Source organism: Pseudomonas sp. DTU12.3 (genome assembly GCF_004124275.1).
GTDB lineage: Bacteria > Pseudomonadota > Gammaproteobacteria > Pseudomonadales > Pseudomonadaceae > Aquipseudomonas > Aquipseudomonas helmanticensis.
Map to the genome: position 1 here is coordinate 5,428,731 of NZ_CP027218.1, position 18,457 is coordinate 5,447,187.

15 protein-coding genes, 1 tRNA gene and 1 pseudogene are annotated in these 18,457 nt (G+C 59.8%); 11 read left to right on the forward strand and 6 right to left on the reverse strand.

What is annotated here, in order from left to right; genetic code table 11:
- The first annotated feature begins 3 nt into the window (after nucleotides 1-3).
- The 5 genes from C2E19_RS24865 to C2E19_RS24885 all read left to right on the forward strand — a co-directional run bounded on the left by C2E19_RS24865 (nucleotide 4) and on the right by C2E19_RS24885 (nucleotide 4,762).
- On the forward strand, nucleotides 4-1,050 hold the full coding sequence (locus tag C2E19_RS24865; RefSeq protein WP_129395502.1) for an extracellular solute-binding protein: 1,047 nt from the start codon (nucleotides 4-6) through the stop codon (nucleotides 1,048-1,050).
- A gap of 60 nt (nucleotides 1,051-1,110) precedes the next feature.
- The gene (locus tag C2E19_RS24870; protein ID WP_129395503.1) at nucleotides 1,111-2,565 is read left to right on the forward strand and encodes an amidase; all 1,455 of its coding nucleotides are present in this window, start codon (nucleotides 1,111-1,113) and stop codon (nucleotides 2,563-2,565) included.
- 86 nt (nucleotides 2,566-2,651) lie between these two features.
- Nucleotides 2,652-2,728, forward strand: a tRNA-Met gene (locus tag C2E19_RS24875).
- 506 nt (nucleotides 2,729-3,234) lie between these two features.
- Complete coding sequence (locus C2E19_RS24880; protein WP_129395504.1) at nucleotides 3,235-4,482, forward strand: S-type pyocin domain-containing protein; 1,248 nt, start codon at nucleotides 3,235-3,237, stop codon at nucleotides 4,480-4,482.
- A gap of 7 nt (nucleotides 4,483-4,489) precedes the next feature.
- Nucleotides 4,490-4,762 carry a bacteriocin immunity protein gene (locus C2E19_RS24885; RefSeq protein WP_129395505.1) on the forward strand — a complete coding sequence of 91 codons (273 nt, stop codon included), beginning with the start codon at nucleotides 4,490-4,492 and terminating at the stop codon, nucleotides 4,760-4,762.
- Between the two features lie 77 nt (nucleotides 4,763-4,839).
- Here the strand turns inward: C2E19_RS24885 and C2E19_RS24890 are convergent, their stop codons facing one another.
- Nucleotides 4,840-5,952, reverse strand: coding sequence for a DUF2817 domain-containing protein (locus tag C2E19_RS24890; RefSeq protein ID WP_129395506.1), 1,113 nt, complete (start codon nucleotides 5,950-5,952; stop codon nucleotides 4,840-4,842).
- A gap of 262 nt (nucleotides 5,953-6,214) precedes the next feature.
- Here C2E19_RS24890 and ggt point away from each other — a divergent pair, with 262 nt between their 5' ends.
- Complete coding sequence (gene ggt, locus C2E19_RS24900; RefSeq protein WP_129395507.1) at nucleotides 6,215-8,047, forward strand: gamma-glutamyltransferase; 1,833 nt, start codon at nucleotides 6,215-6,217, stop codon at nucleotides 8,045-8,047.
- A gap of 67 nt (nucleotides 8,048-8,114) precedes the next feature.
- Here the strand turns inward: ggt and C2E19_RS24905 are convergent, their stop codons facing one another.
- From C2E19_RS24905 to C2E19_RS24915, 4 genes and pseudogenes are all read right to left on the reverse strand, one after another.
- Complete coding sequence (locus C2E19_RS24905; RefSeq protein ID WP_129395508.1) at nucleotides 8,115-8,714, reverse strand: flavin reductase family protein; 600 nt, start codon at nucleotides 8,712-8,714, stop codon at nucleotides 8,115-8,117.
- Between the two features lie 181 nt (nucleotides 8,715-8,895).
- Nucleotides 8,896-9,456, reverse strand: a complete 561-nt coding sequence (locus C2E19_RS29500; RefSeq protein WP_371748318.1) for a methyl-accepting chemotaxis protein — start codon at nucleotides 9,454-9,456, stop codon at nucleotides 8,896-8,898.
- A pseudogene (locus C2E19_RS29505) lies at nucleotides 9,436-10,260 on the reverse strand (PAS domain-containing protein); the annotation flags it as partial. The pseudogene C2E19_RS29505 and the gene C2E19_RS29500, both read right to left, overlap by 21 nt.
- Nucleotides 10,261-10,328: 68 nt before the next feature.
- Nucleotides 10,329-11,642, reverse strand: coding sequence for an MFS transporter (locus tag C2E19_RS24915; RefSeq protein WP_129395510.1), 1,314 nt, complete (start codon nucleotides 11,640-11,642; stop codon nucleotides 10,329-10,331).
- A gap of 351 nt (nucleotides 11,643-11,993) precedes the next feature.
- Here C2E19_RS24915 and C2E19_RS24925 point away from each other — a divergent pair, with 351 nt between their 5' ends.
- The 5 genes from C2E19_RS24925 to C2E19_RS24945 all read left to right on the forward strand — a co-directional run bounded on the left by C2E19_RS24925 (nucleotide 11,994) and on the right by C2E19_RS24945 (nucleotide 17,737).
- Nucleotides 11,994-13,412, forward strand: a complete 1,419-nt coding sequence (locus tag C2E19_RS24925; protein ID WP_129395511.1) for a short-chain fatty acid transporter — start codon at nucleotides 11,994-11,996, stop codon at nucleotides 13,410-13,412.
- 149 nt (nucleotides 13,413-13,561) lie between these two features.
- A complete protein-coding gene (locus C2E19_RS24930) occupies nucleotides 13,562-13,882 on the forward strand; it encodes a hypothetical protein (RefSeq protein WP_129395512.1) in 321 nt (106 codons plus the stop codon).
- A 147-nt stretch (nucleotides 13,883-14,029) separates the two neighbouring features.
- Nucleotides 14,030-15,730 (forward strand): acid phosphatase, encoded by a 1,701-nt coding sequence (locus C2E19_RS24935; RefSeq protein WP_129395513.1) that lies wholly within the window; start codon nucleotides 14,030-14,032, stop codon nucleotides 15,728-15,730.
- A gap of 119 nt (nucleotides 15,731-15,849) precedes the next feature.
- Entirely contained in the window at nucleotides 15,850-17,046 is a 1,197-nt protein-coding gene (locus C2E19_RS24940; RefSeq protein WP_129395514.1) for a hypothetical protein, read from the forward strand.
- A gap of 178 nt (nucleotides 17,047-17,224) precedes the next feature.
- Nucleotides 17,225-17,737 (forward strand): SET domain-containing protein-lysine N-methyltransferase, encoded by a 513-nt coding sequence (locus tag C2E19_RS24945; protein ID WP_129395515.1) that lies wholly within the window; start codon nucleotides 17,225-17,227, stop codon nucleotides 17,735-17,737.
- A gap of 14 nt (nucleotides 17,738-17,751) precedes the next feature.
- Here the strand turns inward: C2E19_RS24945 and can are convergent, their stop codons facing one another.
- Nucleotides 17,752-18,396, reverse strand: coding sequence for a carbonate dehydratase (gene can / locus C2E19_RS24950; protein ID WP_007951756.1), 645 nt, complete (start codon nucleotides 18,394-18,396; stop codon nucleotides 17,752-17,754).
- Nucleotides 18,397-18,457: the final 61 nt, after the last annotated feature.

The window sequence follows — 18,457 nt, forward strand, 5'->3', positions numbered from 1 at the left end:
AGCATGAGCAAGTGGATAAAAAGCGTTGGCACTTCGTTGTTCCTGACTGTGCCGCTGGTGATGGCAGGCAGCGTTCAGGCCGCCGAGAAACTCAACGTGGTGAGCTGGAGCGGCTATTTTTCGCCGGAGATTCTTGCCAAGTTCCAGAAGCAGACCGGCATCGAAGTCACCGTCGATTCCTACGATTCCAACGAGACGCTGCTGGCGAAGTTGAAACAGGGCGGCGCCGGTTATGACGTGGCGATTCCGTCGCACCAGTTCGTGCCGATCCTGATCAAGGAGAACCTGCTGGAACGCTTCGACCCGGTCAAGGAACCCTACTACGCCAGCGTTGTGGCTAACCTGAAAAAACCGAGCTGGGATCCGCAAGGCGCGTATTCGGTACCGTTCATCTGGGGCACCACCAGCGTCGTGCTCGACAGCGCCCGCTACAAAGGCCCGGCTGACAGCTACAAGGTTTTGTATGAGCCGCCAGCCGAGTTGCAGGGGCGCATCAACATGTTCGATTCGGTCAGCGACATGGTCGACATGGCCAGCCTCTACCTGAACATTCCGCTGTGCAGTGAAGACCCGAAACAGATGCAGCAAGTGCTGACCTTGCTCAAGGCACAGAAGCCGTTCGTGAAAACCTACAGCTCCAAGGCCGGTTCGATTCGCGAGAACCTCGCCTCGGGTGAAATCGACATGTCGATGTTCTGGGGCGGTTCGTCGATGCGTGCCCGTGAGATGAAACCGACGCTGAAATACCTCTACCCGAAAGAAGGCGTGCTGGCTTGGGTCGACAACATGGTCATCCCCACCGGCAGCAAAAATCCGGCGAATGCCAAGGCGTTCATTGCCTTCCTCAGCCAACCGGAAAACTCGGCAATGACGCAGAATTTCCTCAAGCACCAGAGCCCGATCAAAGGCGTCGAACCGTTCCTCGACGCGGCGCTCAAGGACGCGCCGGAATTGCACATTCCCGAGGGCACCAACGTTGTATTCAGCAAGACCTGCGGCGAAGGTGCGATCCGCCTCGCCGACCGTCTCTGGACCAACCTGATGCGTTGATCGCTACCGCCCCGTCGCACTGGCGGGGCGTTTTTCCAGCCGTCTGAAAGGCCGCTTGCAATGAACTCTAATAACATCAGCGAACTGGTCCTGTTGCAGGCCCACGAGCTCGCCGAACGCATCCGCCTGCGCCAGGTTTCCTGCCGGGAAGTAATGCAGACTTATCTTGCCCATATCGAACGTTTCAACCCGTTGGTCAATGCGTTGATCAGCCTGCAATCACCAGAAAATTTATTGGCCCAGGCCGATGAGCGCGATGCCGAACTGGCGCGTGGCGAATACCGGGGCTGGATGCATGGCCTGCCCCATGCGATCAAGGATCTGTCGCTGACCCAGGGCATTCGCACCACACTGGGGTCGCCGCTGTACAAGGATTTTGTGCCCGAGCGCGATGGGATCATGGTCGAGCGGATCAAGGCAGCCGGCGCAATCATTATCGGCAAGACCAACACCCCGGAATTCGGTCTCGGTTCGCAAAGCTACAACCCGTTGTTTGGCGCCACCGCTTGCGCGTATGACCCGAGCAAAACGGCGGGCGGCAGCAGTGGCGGCGCGGCGGCGGCGCTGGCGATGCATCTGGTGCCGGTGGCGGATGGCAGCGACATGATGGGTTCGCTGCGTAATCCAGCGGCGTTCAACAACATTTTTGGTTTTCGTCCGTCGCAGGGTCGCGTGCCGTTTGATGACAGTGCAGATCTGTTTTTTGACCAGCTCGGTTATGAGGGGCCGATGGCACGCAGCGTGAGGGATGCGGCGTTGCTGTTGTCGGTGCAGGCTGGCGGTGATGCGCGGGCGCCGCTGTCCATCGCTGAATCCGGTGAGGCGTTTGCGGCGCCGCTGGAGCGTGATTTCAAAGGCACGCGGTTGGGTTGGCTGGGCGATTTCGGTGGGTATCTGCCGATGGAGCAAGGCGTGCTGTCGTTGTGTGAGAAGACCTTTGCCGACTTTGACAGCCTCGGCTGTCACGTTGAGTCGGTTGAGCCAGGTTTCGCGCCTGAGCGGCTGTGGAGCAGTTGGCGGACGTTGCGGCACTGGATGGTCGCGGGGTCTTTGGGCGCGACGTATGCCGATCCGCAAAAACGCGCGTTGTTGAAACCGGAGGCGATCTGGGAAGTGGAAAACGGCCTGAAGCTGTCGGCCAGTGAAGTGTTCGCCGCCTCGGTGGTGCGCAGCGATTGGTATCGGGCGATTTCTCGGCTGTTCGAACGCTACGACTTTCTGTTGCTACCGAGCGCTCAGGTGTTTCCGTTCGACAAAACCCAGCCATGGCCGACGTCTATCGAAGGTGTGACGATGGACACGTATCACCGCTGGATGGAGGTGGTCATCCCCGGCACGCTGTCGGGTTGCCCGGTCGCCAATGTCCAGGCGGGATTCAATGCGCAGGGTTTACCGATGGGGCTGCAAATCATCGGCAAGCACCAGGCCGACTTCGCTGTCCTGCAATTGGCGCACGCGTATGAGCAGGCTAGCCGCTGGTTCCAACGCTGCCCTTCGCCGCTGCTCGGCCAGTGATTTTGATAAACGGTTGAAAGCGTAGAAAAAATTTTTAAATTTACGCTTGACGCTTTTCCATTTCAGGGGAATAATGCGCGCCACTTGGCTACATAGCTCAGTTGGTTAGAGCATAGCATTCATAATGCTGGGGTCCGGGGTTCAAGTCCCTGTGTAGCCACCAAGTACTAAAAACGGCTTACCGAAAGGTAGGCCGTTTTTTTATGCCTGCAATAATCCCCCCTCCGGTTACCGACCGCTCCGAATCACCGTTTGCATTAGAGGTGTAGCAACGCGCTACCACCGTTCAATGGGTTCGCAGTCGCTCATCAGTCAGACTTTCTTACAGTTTGCACTTCGCTTTTTTTCACATAAGCCAATATCACATTCAAGATAATGCCTTCCTCGCAACCAGGCTTTTAGCCAGGTAATACGGTCCTCGCCCGCCAAGTCTGCAGGAAAAATTCAGAAACCCCCTCCATCCAAACCGAAAGACTACAAGCGCAAAACACCGCTGGCTCATCTGCGTCCATCGGACCAGAAGCAGCCGTAGGAAACAGGTTCGATTCAGGTACGAATTGGATTTTTCGTAAAACCACGCGCCTGAAACTCACCCCCATCGGTTTGCCCGAACTCCCCATTGACCGACAAGCTTCCCTGGCTCGATTCAAAGCCATACAGGGAGTTGTCATGGCTCGATTCAAATCTCTCTTCGATGAAGATTGGCCTTGGGAACGTCCGAGATGGAACGGCTCGTGGGCCGCTTGGAATCCGCCTCCCCCTCCGGAGCCGGTGTACGTCGAAAAGGATGAATGGCCAACGCCCAAGCCCCGCGAAGATCAGGTATTCGCCAAGTCCTGCACTGTGGATAACTGGTGCCGAACGGACGCCGGTACGGCACCCGAACCCGCCAGCAACTTCGGCAAGGTCATGGTCGCCGGCGCCATGCTCTTGCCCTCTGCCAGCACCGCTGTCGCGACAGCGATAGGCGCCGATCTGGCCTTGGGGCGTTTGGCGGGCGGCGGGATTCTGCAACAGCGCCTCAACAGGGCAATTCGCGGCGCTGCTGGGCCGGCCAGCGTGTTCGTCCTCGGAATGCTGCCGACCCGCATGGGCGACGGCACGCTGCACACCGACGAACAACTGCGCCGCATGAGCCGCGCCCCCACTCGTGTGCGCTTCCAGTTTCGGCGTGATGCCGAAGGGGTCATGCAGGTTTACGGCATCCACTCCGGCGCCTCGGGCGATGACTCGGTGCGTACCGTCAAAGTCGAGTGGAACATCGACAACACTGCGATGGAGGCCAAGCTCAACGGCATGACCATTTTGTGGGCGCCGCAACGCGGGCCACTCGGTTCAATGCCGCCGCTGGTTTATCCCGAACACGGCGAGCAACTCAACACGATCCTTGTTCATCCAATCGCGGAGAACACCGACAGCCAGATAGAAGGCCCGCCCGGCGAGGAAATGACTGCCGAGGATTGTATTCTGGTGTTCCCGGCGGACACTGGTTTGAAGTCGCTGTATGTGGTGTTTTCTAGGCCGGCCAGACTGACGCCGGGTACGATGACTGGGATTGGTGAGGATGTTCCGGGGATATGGCTCATCGGAGCAAGCTCTGGGGTAGGAGTTCCAATTCCGACGGACGTGGCAGACTCACTGCGTGGACGCGACTTCAAAAGCTTCGACTCGTTCAGAGCAGCCCTGTGGAAAGCCGTTTCGGAGTCAGCCGTGGTGGATCAGTTCATCAAACAGAACGCTGGCCGTATGCGTAAAGGCAAAGCACCACGTGTGCGCAAAGCCGATAGCGTCGGAGGTAGAAGATCTTACGAACTTCATCACCTCGAAAAAATATCAGAGGGCGGCGGCGTTTACGACGTAGATAATCTGCGAGTGAACACGCCGCGAAACCACATCGATATCCACCGGAACGAATAGGTTAGCCATGACAGACAAGTTATTGAAAAACAGCATTTCGGAGTACACCGAGGCCGAGTTCATCGCGCTGCTGGAAGAACTCGCTAAAGAAGATGAAGAAGCCGAAAGCGATGATCGCGCTGACTTGCTGCTGTTGCACTTCGAGAAAATCAGCGAACACCCAGCTGGGTCGGATCTGATCTATTACCCGGAGCCTGGTGCGGATAGCTCCCCTCAGGGCGTAACGAAAATTGTAAAAGAATGGCGAGCTGCGCAGGGTTTGCTGGGCTTCAAGCAGTAAGTGCTTTTAAATATCTCGAGACCACACCGAACTTGTGGCAAGGGGATAAACCTCCCCACCACAAGGCTATGCCTGATCTACTCAGGCTTCTCTGCCGATAGGGCTGCCAACCCCTTCGCCCAAATCTGCCGAGTCTGCAGCCCCACCATCGCCCGCCAATCCGGATCAGCCGGATAAAACTGCTCCAGCAAACTCAACTTAATCCCCCTCCCCGTCGCGTCCAGCGGATCGCCATGCAAATGCAACCAATGGTCATCACGCAAATGCCGATGCACATCCGGCCCCGGATACGTCCCGCACTCGATCACGAACGGCATCAACTGCACGCCCGGTAAAGCATTGAGCAATGCTTGCGAGGTGTAACCCGTAGCCGTCGCCGCCACTCCGGTTTCGCTCAAGGTCTCGGCGCCAGTGTGCAGGGTGTAAAGCCATGGGCCATAAATCGCCTGGGCTTGCGCGAGTGCCGGGTACGGCGCCTGAGTAATCGTCAGCAACATCGGATGACCGTACTCGCCAGCGCCAGTGTGCAGGTCAAAGCACATCACGGTTTCAGCGCCAGCCAGGTGCGCTTCGATGATTTGATGCAGCGTACGATTCGACCAGCTCGGCGCGCGGCCGCCGTAGAACAGTCCGTCGGGATGGCTGTGCTGACCGCCCTCGACAATCGACATCACCGCTGGCCAGCCGTGTTCGTTGATCTGTGCGTTGAGCAAGGCATCGGCGCGTTGGCGCTCGGGGCCATGCAGATCGGTGCAGACGTAGATTTCATGCAGTGCCGCGTAGGCGCGGTTGTCCGGCAACGACCCGGTGAAGTCCAGATGATTGCGGTTGAGATCAATGTTGTCTTCGTTGACCCGTCGTAACCACGCCGTGCCCCATGGGTTGATCAGGTGAACCATCACCACCGCGACATCCTTGGACAGCGATCCCGGTACGAATGCCTTCAGCCAATCGATCTGACAGTCGGAACCGTAATAACCCTCGACTCCGTGCGTGCCGCTGAGCGCTACCAGTCGGCGTTTGGCCTGTGGATCGCCGAGCACGGCGACGTCGGTGCTCAGCGGTTCGCCGAATGGCCCACAGCGTGGATGTGCGTAGGAGGTGAGCGTGGCGCCGGCGGCATGGGCGGCGGCGAGGAACTGTTCGCGTTGATCGCGGTAGCTGGATTCGGTGGGGAACTCGCTGTGCATATCAGCCTCTTGTTGATCTTGTATTTGTGGGAGCGAGCCTGCTCGCGAAGGCGGCGGTGCATCCAACATTTTGGTTGCTTGACACGCCGCATTCGCGAGCAGGCTCGCTCCCACAGGGGGCGTATTTCAGTTCGATGGATTTGCGGTTGACCCTAGCGAATATCCGACCTGAAAAGAAAGACAAAAATGCCCACCGGTTTGCGTCGCGACCGAGCGGTCGATAAAGTCCCTCAGACTTTTATCCCACGGACGGAGAACCCGCGTGTTTTCAGCCTTGCCCTTGAGCCGCTTTCGCCTGCCTGCCCTGACGCTGATCATCAGCGCCCTGACCCTCACCGCGTGCAACGCCCCGCCCTCTTCGACCTTGCCGCTGGCACCGGAAGCCGCGTCCGGTTTCCGCACCGATCTGCAAACCCGTCACGCCAGCCAACACATGGCAGCGGCTGCCAATCCATTGGCCGCTGAAGCAGGTCGCGAGATGCTGCGTCAGGGCGGTTCGGCGATTGATGCGGCGATTGCGATGCAAGCGGTGCTGACCCTGGTTGAGCCGCAATCTTCCGGGATCGGTGGCGGCGCGATGATCGTGCTGTGGGACGGCAAACAGGTGCGCACCTATGACGGTCGCGAAACTGCACCGGCCGGCGCCACCGAGAAGTTGTTCTTGCGCGCGGACGGCCAGCCGATGTCGTTCCCGCAGGCGCAGATCGGCGGTCGCTCAGTCGGTACGCCAGGTGTATTGCGTGCACTTGAGCTGGCGCATAAACAACACGGTCGCCTGCCTTGGGCGAAGCTGTTTGAACCGGCGATCAAACTGGCCGAGCAAGGCTTCGCGATTTCGCCGCGTTTGCATTCGTTGCTGGAAGCAGACCCGGTGATCCGCCAGTCGCCAGAGATGGCGAAGTACTTCCTCAACGCTGATGGCAGCGTCAAAGCCGTCGGCACGCGCCTGCAAAACCCGGCGCTGGCCGCGGTGCTCAAACGCATCGCCAATGAAGGCGCGGATGCGTTGTACAAAGGCCCGATCGCCGAAGAAATCGTCGCCAAGGTGCAAGGCCATGCCAACCCCGGCAGCCTGACGCTGAACGATCTGCAGCGCTATCAGGCCAAAGAACGTGCGCCGCTGTGCACCGATTACAAACGCTGGCAGGTCTGCGGCATGCCACCACCGTCGTCGGGCGGGATCGCCGTGGCGCAGATTCTCGGTACGTTACAGGCGCTGGAAACCCGCGACCCACGCCTTTCCCTGACACCGCTCAAACCAGTGAAAACCGACAAGCCGGCCGGCATTGAACCGGATCCGCAAGCAGTGCATTTGATCGCTGAAGCGGAACGTCTGGCCTACGCCGACCGCGCGCAATACGTCGCCGACACCGACTTCGTGCCGGTGCCGGTCAAAGGCCTGGTCGACCCGGGTTATCTCACCAGCCGCGCCAGCCTGATCGGCGAACGCAGCATGGGCAGCGCCAAACCGGGCACACCGCCGGGCGTACAGGTTGCCTACGCGCCGGACCGCTCGCCGCTGCGCATTTCCACCTCGCAAGTGGTCGCGGTGGATGACCTCGGCGGCGCCGTGTCGATGACCACCACCATCGAAGCCGCGTTTGGCTCGCACCTGATGGTTCAGGGCTTTCTGCTCAACAACCAGATGACCGACTTCTCGTTCATCCCCGAAGAGAACGGGCAGAAAGTCGCCAACCGCGTCGAACCCGGCAAACGTCCACGCTCGTCGATGGCGCCAACGCTGATCTTCGATCGCAACAGCGGCGAATTCGTCGCCACGGTCGGCTCGCCGGGCGGTTCGCAAATCATCGAATACGTAGCGAAAACCACCGTCGGCCTGCTCGACTGGAACCTCGACCCGCAAAGCGCCATCAGCCTGCCCAACTTCGGCAGCCGCAATGGCCCGACCGAACTGGAACAAGGCCAGTTCAGCCCGGCGCTGATTCAGGCACTGAAAGACAAAGGCCACACGGTGAATGAAATCGACATGACCAGCGGCACCCAAGCCATCGTGCGGGTCAAGGATGCGCAGGGGAAAGCGTCGCTGGAAGGTGGCGCGGACCCACGGCGTGAAGGCGAAGCGTTGGGGGATTGAGGCAACGACGTAAAGAGAAAAGGCTTACCGCGAGGTAGGCCTTTTTTCATGTAAGCCGATCCGCTCTTCAAACCGACAACGTCTTGCCATCCACCGCATCACCAATCTTCAGAAAATGCCCACCCGCCACGTGGTGCAAGGTGCGCAAACCGTCATGCCCTTCGAAATGCCAGCGCCCTTCGCTGAACACGCGTTCATCGGCGTGGGCAGCGATGACTTCGGCGAGGAACAGGTCGTATTGCTCGTGATTGCGCGGCTCCGGCAGCAAACGGCATTCGAGCCAGGCGACACAGCCGTCGAGCAGCGGTGCTTCGACTTGTTCGCCGGGAAACGTCTGCAGGCCGTACGCCTGAAACTTGTCCTGCCCTTGGGTTTGGGTGATGTCCAGGCCCGAGGTATTGCCGACGGTTTGCACGATGTCGGCCTGATTGACGCAAGGGACGTTAAGCACGAAGGTGCCGGACGCTTCGAGCAGTTGGCGGGTCCAGGTGGATTTATCGAGGACGACGGCAATTTTCGGTGGTTCGAAGTCCAATGGCATTGCCCAGGCGGCGGCCATGATGTTGCGCTGGCCGTCGTGGGCGGCGCTGACCAGTACGGTCGGCCCGTGATTGAGCAAACGGTAGGCTTTGTTCAGGGGCACCGGGCGGCGGTGGGAATCGCTCATGGGATCTGCTCCGGGGAAAAGGAGCAGATTGTAGCGCCAGCACCGAAACACAGGCAGGTGAAAACTCTGTAGGAGCTGCGGCACGCTGCGATCTTTTGATCTTGATGTTACTCCTCGGAGTCAACATCAAAAGATCGCAGCCTCGCTGCACTCGACAGCTCCTACAGGAGTTGGGCGGAGATTAGTGGGAGAGTTGGTTGGCGAACTGGCCGACGGCGTTGACGACTTTCTGCGCACCGTCCTGAATCTCGACGATTACCGTGCCCGCCTCTGCCGCCAGCGCGAGGCCTTGTTCGGCCTGGAGCTTGCCGTCGGTCATCAGCGCTACGGCGTTGCGCGCCATTTCCTGGTTCTGCCGCACAACGGTGACGATCTCTTCGGTCGCCTGACTGGTGCGCGACGCCAGTTGTCGCACTTCGTCGGCCACCACGGCAAAACCACGGCCCTGCTCACCGGCGCGCGCCGCCTCAATGGCAGCGTTGAGCGCCAGCAGGTTGGTCTGTTCGGCGATGCCACTGATGGTTTTGACGATGGTGCCGATCACCTGCGACTGCTCGTTCAGTGCCTCGATGCCCTCACCGGCCGCCTGCATGTGCCGCGACAGATCACGCATCACATTCACCGCCTCGGTCACCACCGTGGTGCCACGTTGCGCGGTGCTGTCGGTTTGCTGCGAGGTGCTGTAGGCAATGCTCGCCGCGTCGGCTACTGCTTGCTCGCGGTTGACCTGATCGGTGATCACCGTGGCGAACTTCACCACTTTGTAGAGTTTGTCGTTGGCATCGACCACCGGATTGTACGAAGCCTCCAGCCACACCGTACGACCATGGCTGTCGACACGTTTGAAGCGGTCAGCGACGAACTCACCATTGTTCAGACGCCGCCAGAAGTTCTGATACTCGGCGCTGTTGTATTCCTCCGGAGCGCAGAACGTGCGGTGATGTTTGCCCTTGATCTGCGCCAGGCTGTAACCCATGCCGCTGAGGAAGCGATCGTTGGCGTTCAGTACATTGCCGTTGAGGTCGAACTCGATCACCGCAGTCGAACGCACCAACGCACCGATCAGGTTTTCGTGTTCACGGGAGGCTTCGATGGTGCGGGTCAGGTCGCTGGCAAAGATCGAGATGTGTTTGATTCGCCCGTCCGATGAGCGCACCGGTTGCACGATCGAACGCAACCATGCTTCGTCACCATTGCCGCGCAGCAGGCGGATGGCACCGGCAAAATGTTCGCCGCGGGTCATGGCATTCCGAAAGCGGTGGTGGAATTCGTCGGACTTCACGTGTGGCGGAACGATGTCTTCAATCAGTCGACCGACCAGGTCCTGACTCTTGTAGAGCATCTCGGTGAGGAAGTTCTGGTTGACCGACTGAATGCGCCCGTCGGGCTCAAGGTTCAGCACCAGCATCTCGCTTTCCAGGCTTTCCTTCACTTGCACAAGGCTGGAGAGTTCTTCACGAAGAGCGGCCAGCTCTTGCTTCAGGCGTTTGTTGAACATGGGGAAGTACCGATGGGCAGGAGAGAAAGCGGGATGCAGCCTAACCATCGGCCTTGAAAATCTTTTCTGAAGAGCGCTCGCGACTCGTCAGTCAAAAATAGTTCTGAACGGTAAAGTCACGCAGCTCCGGCCACCTGACACTGTCCCGAACGCGGCATCCGCGCACCGAAATACGCCGCCGTCAGCAGACCCACCACCCCCATCACCGCGCAGAACATCACGCAGATCCACGGACTCCACGGCATCAGACCGATCAGCAGCAGCGGCGTGATACTCGCCCAGATCGCGTAGGCAATATTGTAGGTAAAGGAGATGCCTGAGACGCGAATACGTGCCGGGAACAAACCGACCATCACCGACGGCACCGCGCCGACCACGCCGCATGCGAGGCCGGCTATGGCGTAAGCGAGGCCAAGCCACTCGCCACCGCTGATCAGGCAACCGTAAAGCACACCAATCCCCAATGGCAGCAACAGGCTGTACAGCATGACCGTGCGCCAGGCGCCGAGACGATCGACCAGCAAACCCGCGATCACGCAGCCCACGTTGAGGAAGACAATGCCCAGCGCGCTGAGGGCGAAGGTGTGGCTGGCAGTCATGCCGAAGGTTTTCTGCATCATGGTCGGGGTGATGACCACAAACACCACCACTGCCGAAGTCAGCACGCAGGTCAGCAACATCGCCGGCAGCATCGCCAGCCGATGCTCGCGCAGCACCGTGCGCAGCGGCAATTCAACGCGCGCCTCGCGCTGCGCCTCCATCGCCATGAACACCGGAGTTTCGCTCAACCAGCGACGCAGATAGACGCCGATCACACCGAACACGCCGCCGAGCAGGAAGGGATAGCGCCAGGCGTAATCGAGGATTTCAGCAGGCGTGAAGACTTGTGCGAGAAAGGTCGCGGTCAATGCGCCAATCAGATAACCGAAGGTCAGCCCGGCCTGCAAAAAACCCAAGGCATAACCGCGATGCCCGGTTGGCGCATGCTCGGCGACGAACACCCAGGCGCTCGGCACTTCACCGCCGACCGCCGCACCCTGGAGGATGCGCAGCGCCAGCAGCAACAGCGGCGCGAAGTAACCGATCTGTGCGTAGGTCGGCATGATGCCGATCAGCAGGCACGGCAGCGCCATCATCAGGATGCTCATGCTGAAGACCTTTTTACGTCCCAGCCGATCAGCGAAATGCGCCATCAGGATCCCGCCCAGCGGCCGCGCCAGATAGCCGGTGACGAAAATCCCGAAGCTTTGCAGCAAGCGCAGCCACTCGGGCATTTCCGGCGGGAAGAACAACTGGCTGAGGGTCAGGGCGAAGAAGACGAAAATGATGAAATCGTAGATTTCCAGCGCACCGCCAAGGGCCGCAAGGCCGAGGGTCTTGTAGTCGGAACGGCTGAACGGCGCAGGTTTGGCCGGGGATTGGGCAGTCATGGCAAAGAACTCGGAAACAGGCAAAAAACCAAGGCGCCCATGGTCTACGCAAATGCGCGGATGGACAACCCGTTAGACCATAGTCCCGGTTTTGCAAAAGCTGCTCACAAAGCATCGGCAGTTGAATTACTGTTATTGCCTGTCCAGCGGGACCACGCCAACGCCGGCCAACCGCCGTAAACCCCATGTGGGAGCGAGCCTGCTCGCGAAAGCGTCAGTTCAGGCAACCTCAATGTTGAATGTGCCGACCTCTTCGCGAGCAGGCTCGCTCCCACAGGGATCTCTGTGTTGTCGAGATCGGCGAGCGTTCCCACGGACCACAATAACCATAAAAAATCCGAGGTACTCCCTGTGGCCGTTGATATCGAAGATAGCCGCTCTGCGCGCTTTGCCCTGCGCTGTTCAAGTTTTGCCGAACGCTGGTTTCCCGATTCCTGGGTATTCGCCGCGCTGGCGGTGATCATCGTGGCAGTCGCCACACTGGCCATGGGTGCGAAACCCACCGATGCCGCGATGGCCTTCGGTGACGGCTTCTGGAGCCTGATCCCGTTCACCATGCAGATGGCCTTCGTGGTGATTGGCGGCTACGTGGTCGCCAGCTCGCCACCCGCGGTGAAGCTGATCGACCGGTTGGCACGAATCCCCAAGAACGGCCGCTCCGCCGTGGCCTGGGTGGCGCTGATCTCGATGGTCGCGTCCCTGCTCAACTGGGGCCTGTCGCTGGTGTTCGGCGGTTTGCTGGTCCGCGCCCTCGCCCGCCGCACCGATCTGAAAATGGACTATCGCGCCGCCGGGGCCGCTGCTTACCTGGGCCTCGGCGCGGTATGGGCGCTGGGCCTGTCGTCGTCGGCCGCGCAATTACAGGCCAACCCGGCCAGCCTGCCGCCATCGATCTTGTCGATCACCGGGGTGATTCCGTTCACCGAAACGATTTTCCTCTGGCAGTCCGGGGTGATGTTGCTGGCGCTGATCGTGGTCTCGATCATCATCGCCTACGCCACCGCACCGGGGCCAAACTCGGCGCGCGATGCCAAGGCCTGCGGTATTGATCCGGCCTTCAACCTGCCGCCACTGCAACCGCGCACCCGCCCCGGTGAATGGCTGGAACACAGCCCGCTGCTGATCATCGTGCTGGTGCTGCTGGCGGCGGGATGGCTGTTTCACGAGTTCTCGACCAAACCGGCGATCACCGCGATTTCCGGGCTGAACACCTACAACTTCCTGTTCATCATGCTCGGCGCGCTGCTGCACTGGCGTCCGCGCAGCTTCCTCGATGCGGTGGCCCGCGCCGTGCCGACCACCACTGGAGTGCTGATCCAGTTCCCGTTGTACGGTTCGATTGCCGCGCTGATGACCACGGTCAAAGGTGGCGATGCGCAGACGCTGGCGCATCACATCTCGACCTTCTTTGTCAGCATTGCCTCGCACGATACTTACGCGCTGTTGATGGGCGTGTACTCGGCGATTCTCGGTTTCTTCATTCCATCCGGTGGCGGCAAGTGGATCATCGAAGCGCCGTATGTGATGCAGGTCGCCAATGATCTGCAATATCACCTCGGCTGGGCGGTGCAGATCTACAACGCCGCCGAAGCGCTGCCGAACCTGATCAACCCGTTCTACATGCTGCCGCTGCTCGGCGTACTCGGATTGAAGGCGCGGGATCTGATCGGTTTCTCGTTCGTGCAGTTGCTGGTACACACGCCGCTGGTGCTGCTGTTGTTGTGGGCGCTGGGGACGACACTGGCATATACGCCGCCGGTGATGCCGTAACCAATAAAACTTTCCGACAGCCTGTTAACCCTCTTCTTACAAAGTCCGTTGCACTGTCCCACGCATCCCGTGGAACAGTGCTGACTTTGCCAACCCTCATCTTCGTTTAGCTTGTCTCGGCTCAATCACCCCTGTTTAAGGAAGAACCGATGACCCCGATATCCAAGACGCTGGAACAGCTGATCAACGACATTTATCAGGACGGCAGCGTTTCCGTAGTCGAGTATAAAACCCTGCGAGATGATGCCGACCGCCGCATGGATGCCGTCGTGCGTGAGTTTGGTCAGCACAACAACCTGACGGCTTTTCAGAAAGCTATGGATGTAGCCATGCAACTGCTGCAGACCGCTGTCATCGATGCGAAGAAAGCCAAACTGACCGATACCGGCGAAGCCATTGTCAGGGACGCAGTAACCGCTCAGGTCGAATACCTGCGGGCTGGCAGCGAGCTTTCGTTGCGTCTCCTTTAACCCGCGACCCCATCATGCGTCGTGTGAGCCAGCCTCTGGCTCACACACTCTTTGACCCTTCTTCGCAGCTGTCACTTAACCGTCATATTCCCTTGCTAGCGTCCGCCCGAAACATACTGAAACATTTAAGTGAGAACGGGCTGAGACATGATCGACGATACAGACGGCACCGACACACCTTCCCTTGATTCCGATAATCCCACCGACACCGGTCGCCGCCGCTTCCTCGGCGGCGTCGCGTTGCTCGGTGTCGGTGCGACTCTGGCCGGGTGTGGCAACGCCAGCGATCAACCCGGCACACCGGTCGAGCGCCCGCTAACGCCAACCGAGCTGGACAAGGCCCTGCGCGATCAGGTGAAAACCGTGGTGGTGATTTACGCCGAGAACCGCAGTTTCAATAACCTGTTCGGCAATTTTCCCGGTGTCGAAAAACCGCTGTCAGCACTCAAGCCTGCCGAATACCAGCAACGCGATCGCGACGGCTCGCTGCTGCAAACCCTGCCACCCGTCTGGGGCGGTACGTTGCAGATCGGTCCGCAAATGCTCGATGGCGTGACTTATCCCAGCGCCACGCAGTTTCAGGAAAACCTGCCCAACGCACCGTTCGCCCTCAAAGGCCCGAACGGTGAGGACTTGCCGTTCGGCCTGGTGACCCGCGACTTGTGGCATGTGTTTTATCAAAACCAGATGCAGATCAATGACGGCAAGAACGATGGTTTCGTCGCGTGGGCCGACTCCGGCGGCCTGACCATGGGCCATTACGCGCAGAGCCGATATTCCCTGCGCCTGTGGGATGTCGCGCAGGAATTCGTGCTGTGCGATAACTTCTTCCAGGGCGCTTTCGGTGGCTCGTTCCTCAACCACCAATACCTGATCAGCGCCACCGCGCCGTTTTATCCGGATGTGGCCAGTTCGGTGGCCAAGTCGCAGATTGCTGCGTTGCAGAGTGACGATCCGAAAGATTCGCGCCTCAAACCGCTGGAACAATCCCCTGCCAGCGCCATGACCGGCCCACCGCAGTTCGGCCCGAGTGCGTTGACTCCGGACGGTTTCGGCGTCAACACCCTCGCCCCGCCGTACTGGCCGACGTGGATTCGCGACCCCGAGCATCCGGCCTATTCCAAGCCCGATCTGCCCAACGTCATGGTGCCGCAGACTCACGAACACATTGGCGACAAGCTGTCGAAAAAGAACATCGATTGGGCGTGGTATGCCGGCGCGTGGCAAGCGACGCTGGAGCAGTTCAAGGATTCCGGCGGCATCCCGAAAATCCCCAATTTTCAGTATCACCACCAGCCGTTCAACTACTTCAAACAGCAAGGCCCGGAAAACCCGGACGAGCGTAACAAGCGCCTGCGCGATGCCGGTCTGGGCGACGAGTCGAGCAGCAATAAATTCTTTGCCGATGCCGAGGCTGGCAAATTGCCGGCCGTCAGCTTCTACAAGCCTCAGGGCAACCTGAACATGCACGCCGGTTATGCCGACGTGGCGTCCGGGGATCGACACATCGTCCGCGCACTGAAAGTGCTGCGCGAAAGCCCGCAGTGGCAAAACATGGTGGTGATCGTCACCGTTGACGAGAACGGCGGCTGGTGGGATCACGTCGCGCCGCCCAAGGGTGACCGCTGGGGGCCGGGTTCACGCGTGCCGGCGCTGGTGGTGTCACCGTTTGCGCGCAAGGGCACGATGGATCACACGGTCTACGACACCGCGTCGATCCTGCGGCTGATTACCCGGGTATTCCAACTGGAAACGCTCGACGGTCTCAAGCAGCGCGATGACGCAATGATCGCCCGTGGTCAGAAACCGCTGGGCGATCTGACCAACGCCCTGCATTTTCACGCCTGAAATCGAGTCCTGCACAGCGCTGAAAAAAACTCCCGATGACGGCTTCTCTGCGCCACACGGCTGATCCACTATGAGGCGCCCCCGACCGACGGGGAACCCACGCTGAAAAGGATCTGAGCATGTTCAAACTCGCAGGACTCATCCCCGCCACACTGGCCCCCACCGCACTGGCCCTCGCCGCGCTCACGCTGAGCGCGGCCGTCCACGCCGATGTCGATCTGAAACTGGGCAGCACCGAACGCGTCACCCGCCTCTTCGCTTACCCCAACAACTGCAATGTGATCTGCTTCCGTAACTGGACGCTGGAGCAGACCGTCGCCCATTACCTGACCCAAAGCGTACAGCGCGACGGTTATGCCGCAGCGAAAGTCCTGGTGAAAACCGATAACGGCCAGCTCTACGCTGAAATCAGTGGCGTGCCGAAGGGCTATGACAAACCGTTGTCGGCGTTGCTCGACGCCGGTGATCTGGCCTACACCGGCGCCAGCAAGCTCAACGCCGACGGCAAGTGGGCGTACAGCTGGTACTTGTTCCTGCCGCTGGGCATGGCCCTGGAAAATCGCAAAAGCGTCGAGTTGCTGCACTTCCCGCCGGACTATTCATTGACTCAAGCGCAGGATTATCTGCGCTCCAACACCACCGATCGCTGGGCCGCGCTGCTCACCGACAACGGTATTCCGGCGGACCAGACGCCAGCGTTCCAGACCATCATCGACATCGCCCCGATCGCCGCGCCGTCCAGTGCAGGCAAGGATCTGGAAGGCGTCTATGACTACTTCAAGGACTACCAGACCACGCTGGTCAAACAGTTCAGCCAGACTACCGCCGGCACAACCTTGCCGATGGTCGCGTTCGGTGCGCCGGTGCGCAACTGGATCAAGCAGCAATACGGGCCGACGGTAAACGTACTGGGCCTGGCGACCATCAGCCCGAGTGAAGGCGTGAAAGTGCCGGTATTGGGTTCCAACCATCCGAGCTACATCTGGTACGCCGCCGACCCGGCGAGCTACGACGGTGACGAGGCCAAGGCCGATGCAGCCGGTCTGAAGGTCATGGGCCAGGATCTGAGCGCCGCCTGCTGGCAGGCCGGCATGGGAGGTAAACCCGGGAGCAATGCACAAACCACGCTCAACAACTGTATGCAAACCTGGCAGGTGACGCAGAAAGTCAAAACCTGCGAGCTGTTCTACACCTCGATCCGCGACCTGAGCGCAGATCAGGCGGCTGCCAAATGTGCGACTCCACCGATCAAGGCGCAGTTGCAGCAACTCAAGAGCGCTTTACCCGCCGCCGCCATTCCCGCCCCACACCTGTAACCGGCGATAGGTGTTTCCCGTGTCAGCCTTTGCTGACGCGGGAATACGCCCATTTCGCCTGTCAGATCTGACAGTAGACCCGCGCTGGCGCATACACGAAAATTGGATCCACAACCCGTTGCAGGACTGACATGACGTCAGCCAAAAGAAGTCGCAGCCCCTGACAACAAGGATCGTTATGAACAGCCACGCAATCGCCAGCGAGCCTCGCGATACCGAAGGGATTTACCCGTTCGCCGGCCTGCCGGTGCGCCTCGGCTTTCCGTCGAGCAGCGACTTCGAAATTGTTCACGATATCCACGGCCATGCCATGGCCATCGCGGCGCGCCGGGATTTTCTGCGTAGCCGGCGCCTGTGCCGGGTGTCCGGGCAACTGCTGCCCTATCGGTGTCGCCAGACGCGACAACTGTTCTCCGGCATCCACGTCTACGACCCGCGCTTTTGCGGGTTGCTGGAACACGCCTGCGACCCGAACGTATTTCTCGACATGAGCGAGCTGTGGCTGTGGGCGTTGAAAGATATCCACAGGGGCGAACGGCTGACCATTGATTACGCCGCCACCGAAGACAAACTGCTGCAGCAATTCGCCTGCGGTTGCGGCTCGAGACAGTGTCGCGGGTGGATCACCGGTTACGACGAACCACCCAGTATCGAAGGCCACGCCTATCTACAACGCTGGCGGAGCCACTAGCGTCGAATCACAGTTTACGGCGCGCCGACCGGACGCAAACGATACTGCGGCGGCAATTGTTCGAAACCGCTGATGGTGGTGTTCAGACTTTTCCAGCGACCGTCCTTAATTCCGTAGATGCACCCGTGGATCGACAGGCTCTGCCCGCGATGCCAGGCGTTCTGGATGATGCTGGTGTGGGCGACATTGGCCACTTGCTGGATCACGTTGAGTTCGCAGAGGCGATCGACCTGCTCTTCTTCAGTCGGCAACTTGGCCAGCTCTTCGCGTTTTTCGTAGTACAGATCGCGGATCGAACGCAGCCAGCCGTCGATCAGGCCGAACTGGCGATCCTGCATCGAGGCGCGCACACCGCCGCAGCCGTAGTGGCCGGTGACGAGGATGTGTTTGACCTTGAGCACGTCGACCGCGTACTGGATCACCGACAGGCAGTTGAGGTCAGTGTGCAGCACCACATTGGCGACGTTGCGGTGTACGAACAGATCGCCGGGCAACATGCCGACGATTTCGTTGGCCGGCACACGTGCGTCGGAACAACCGATCCACAGATATTCCGGCGTTTGCTGGCGCGCCAGCTTGGCGAAGAAATCCGGGTCTTCCTTGGTGATCGCGTCAGCCCAACGCTCGTTGTTATCAATCAGGTCTTGTAAGTCGTGCATGCTGTAAGGCCTCAAGAAAGATGCGCTGGTATGACAGTCGACCGCCCGTCGGGGTCACGCT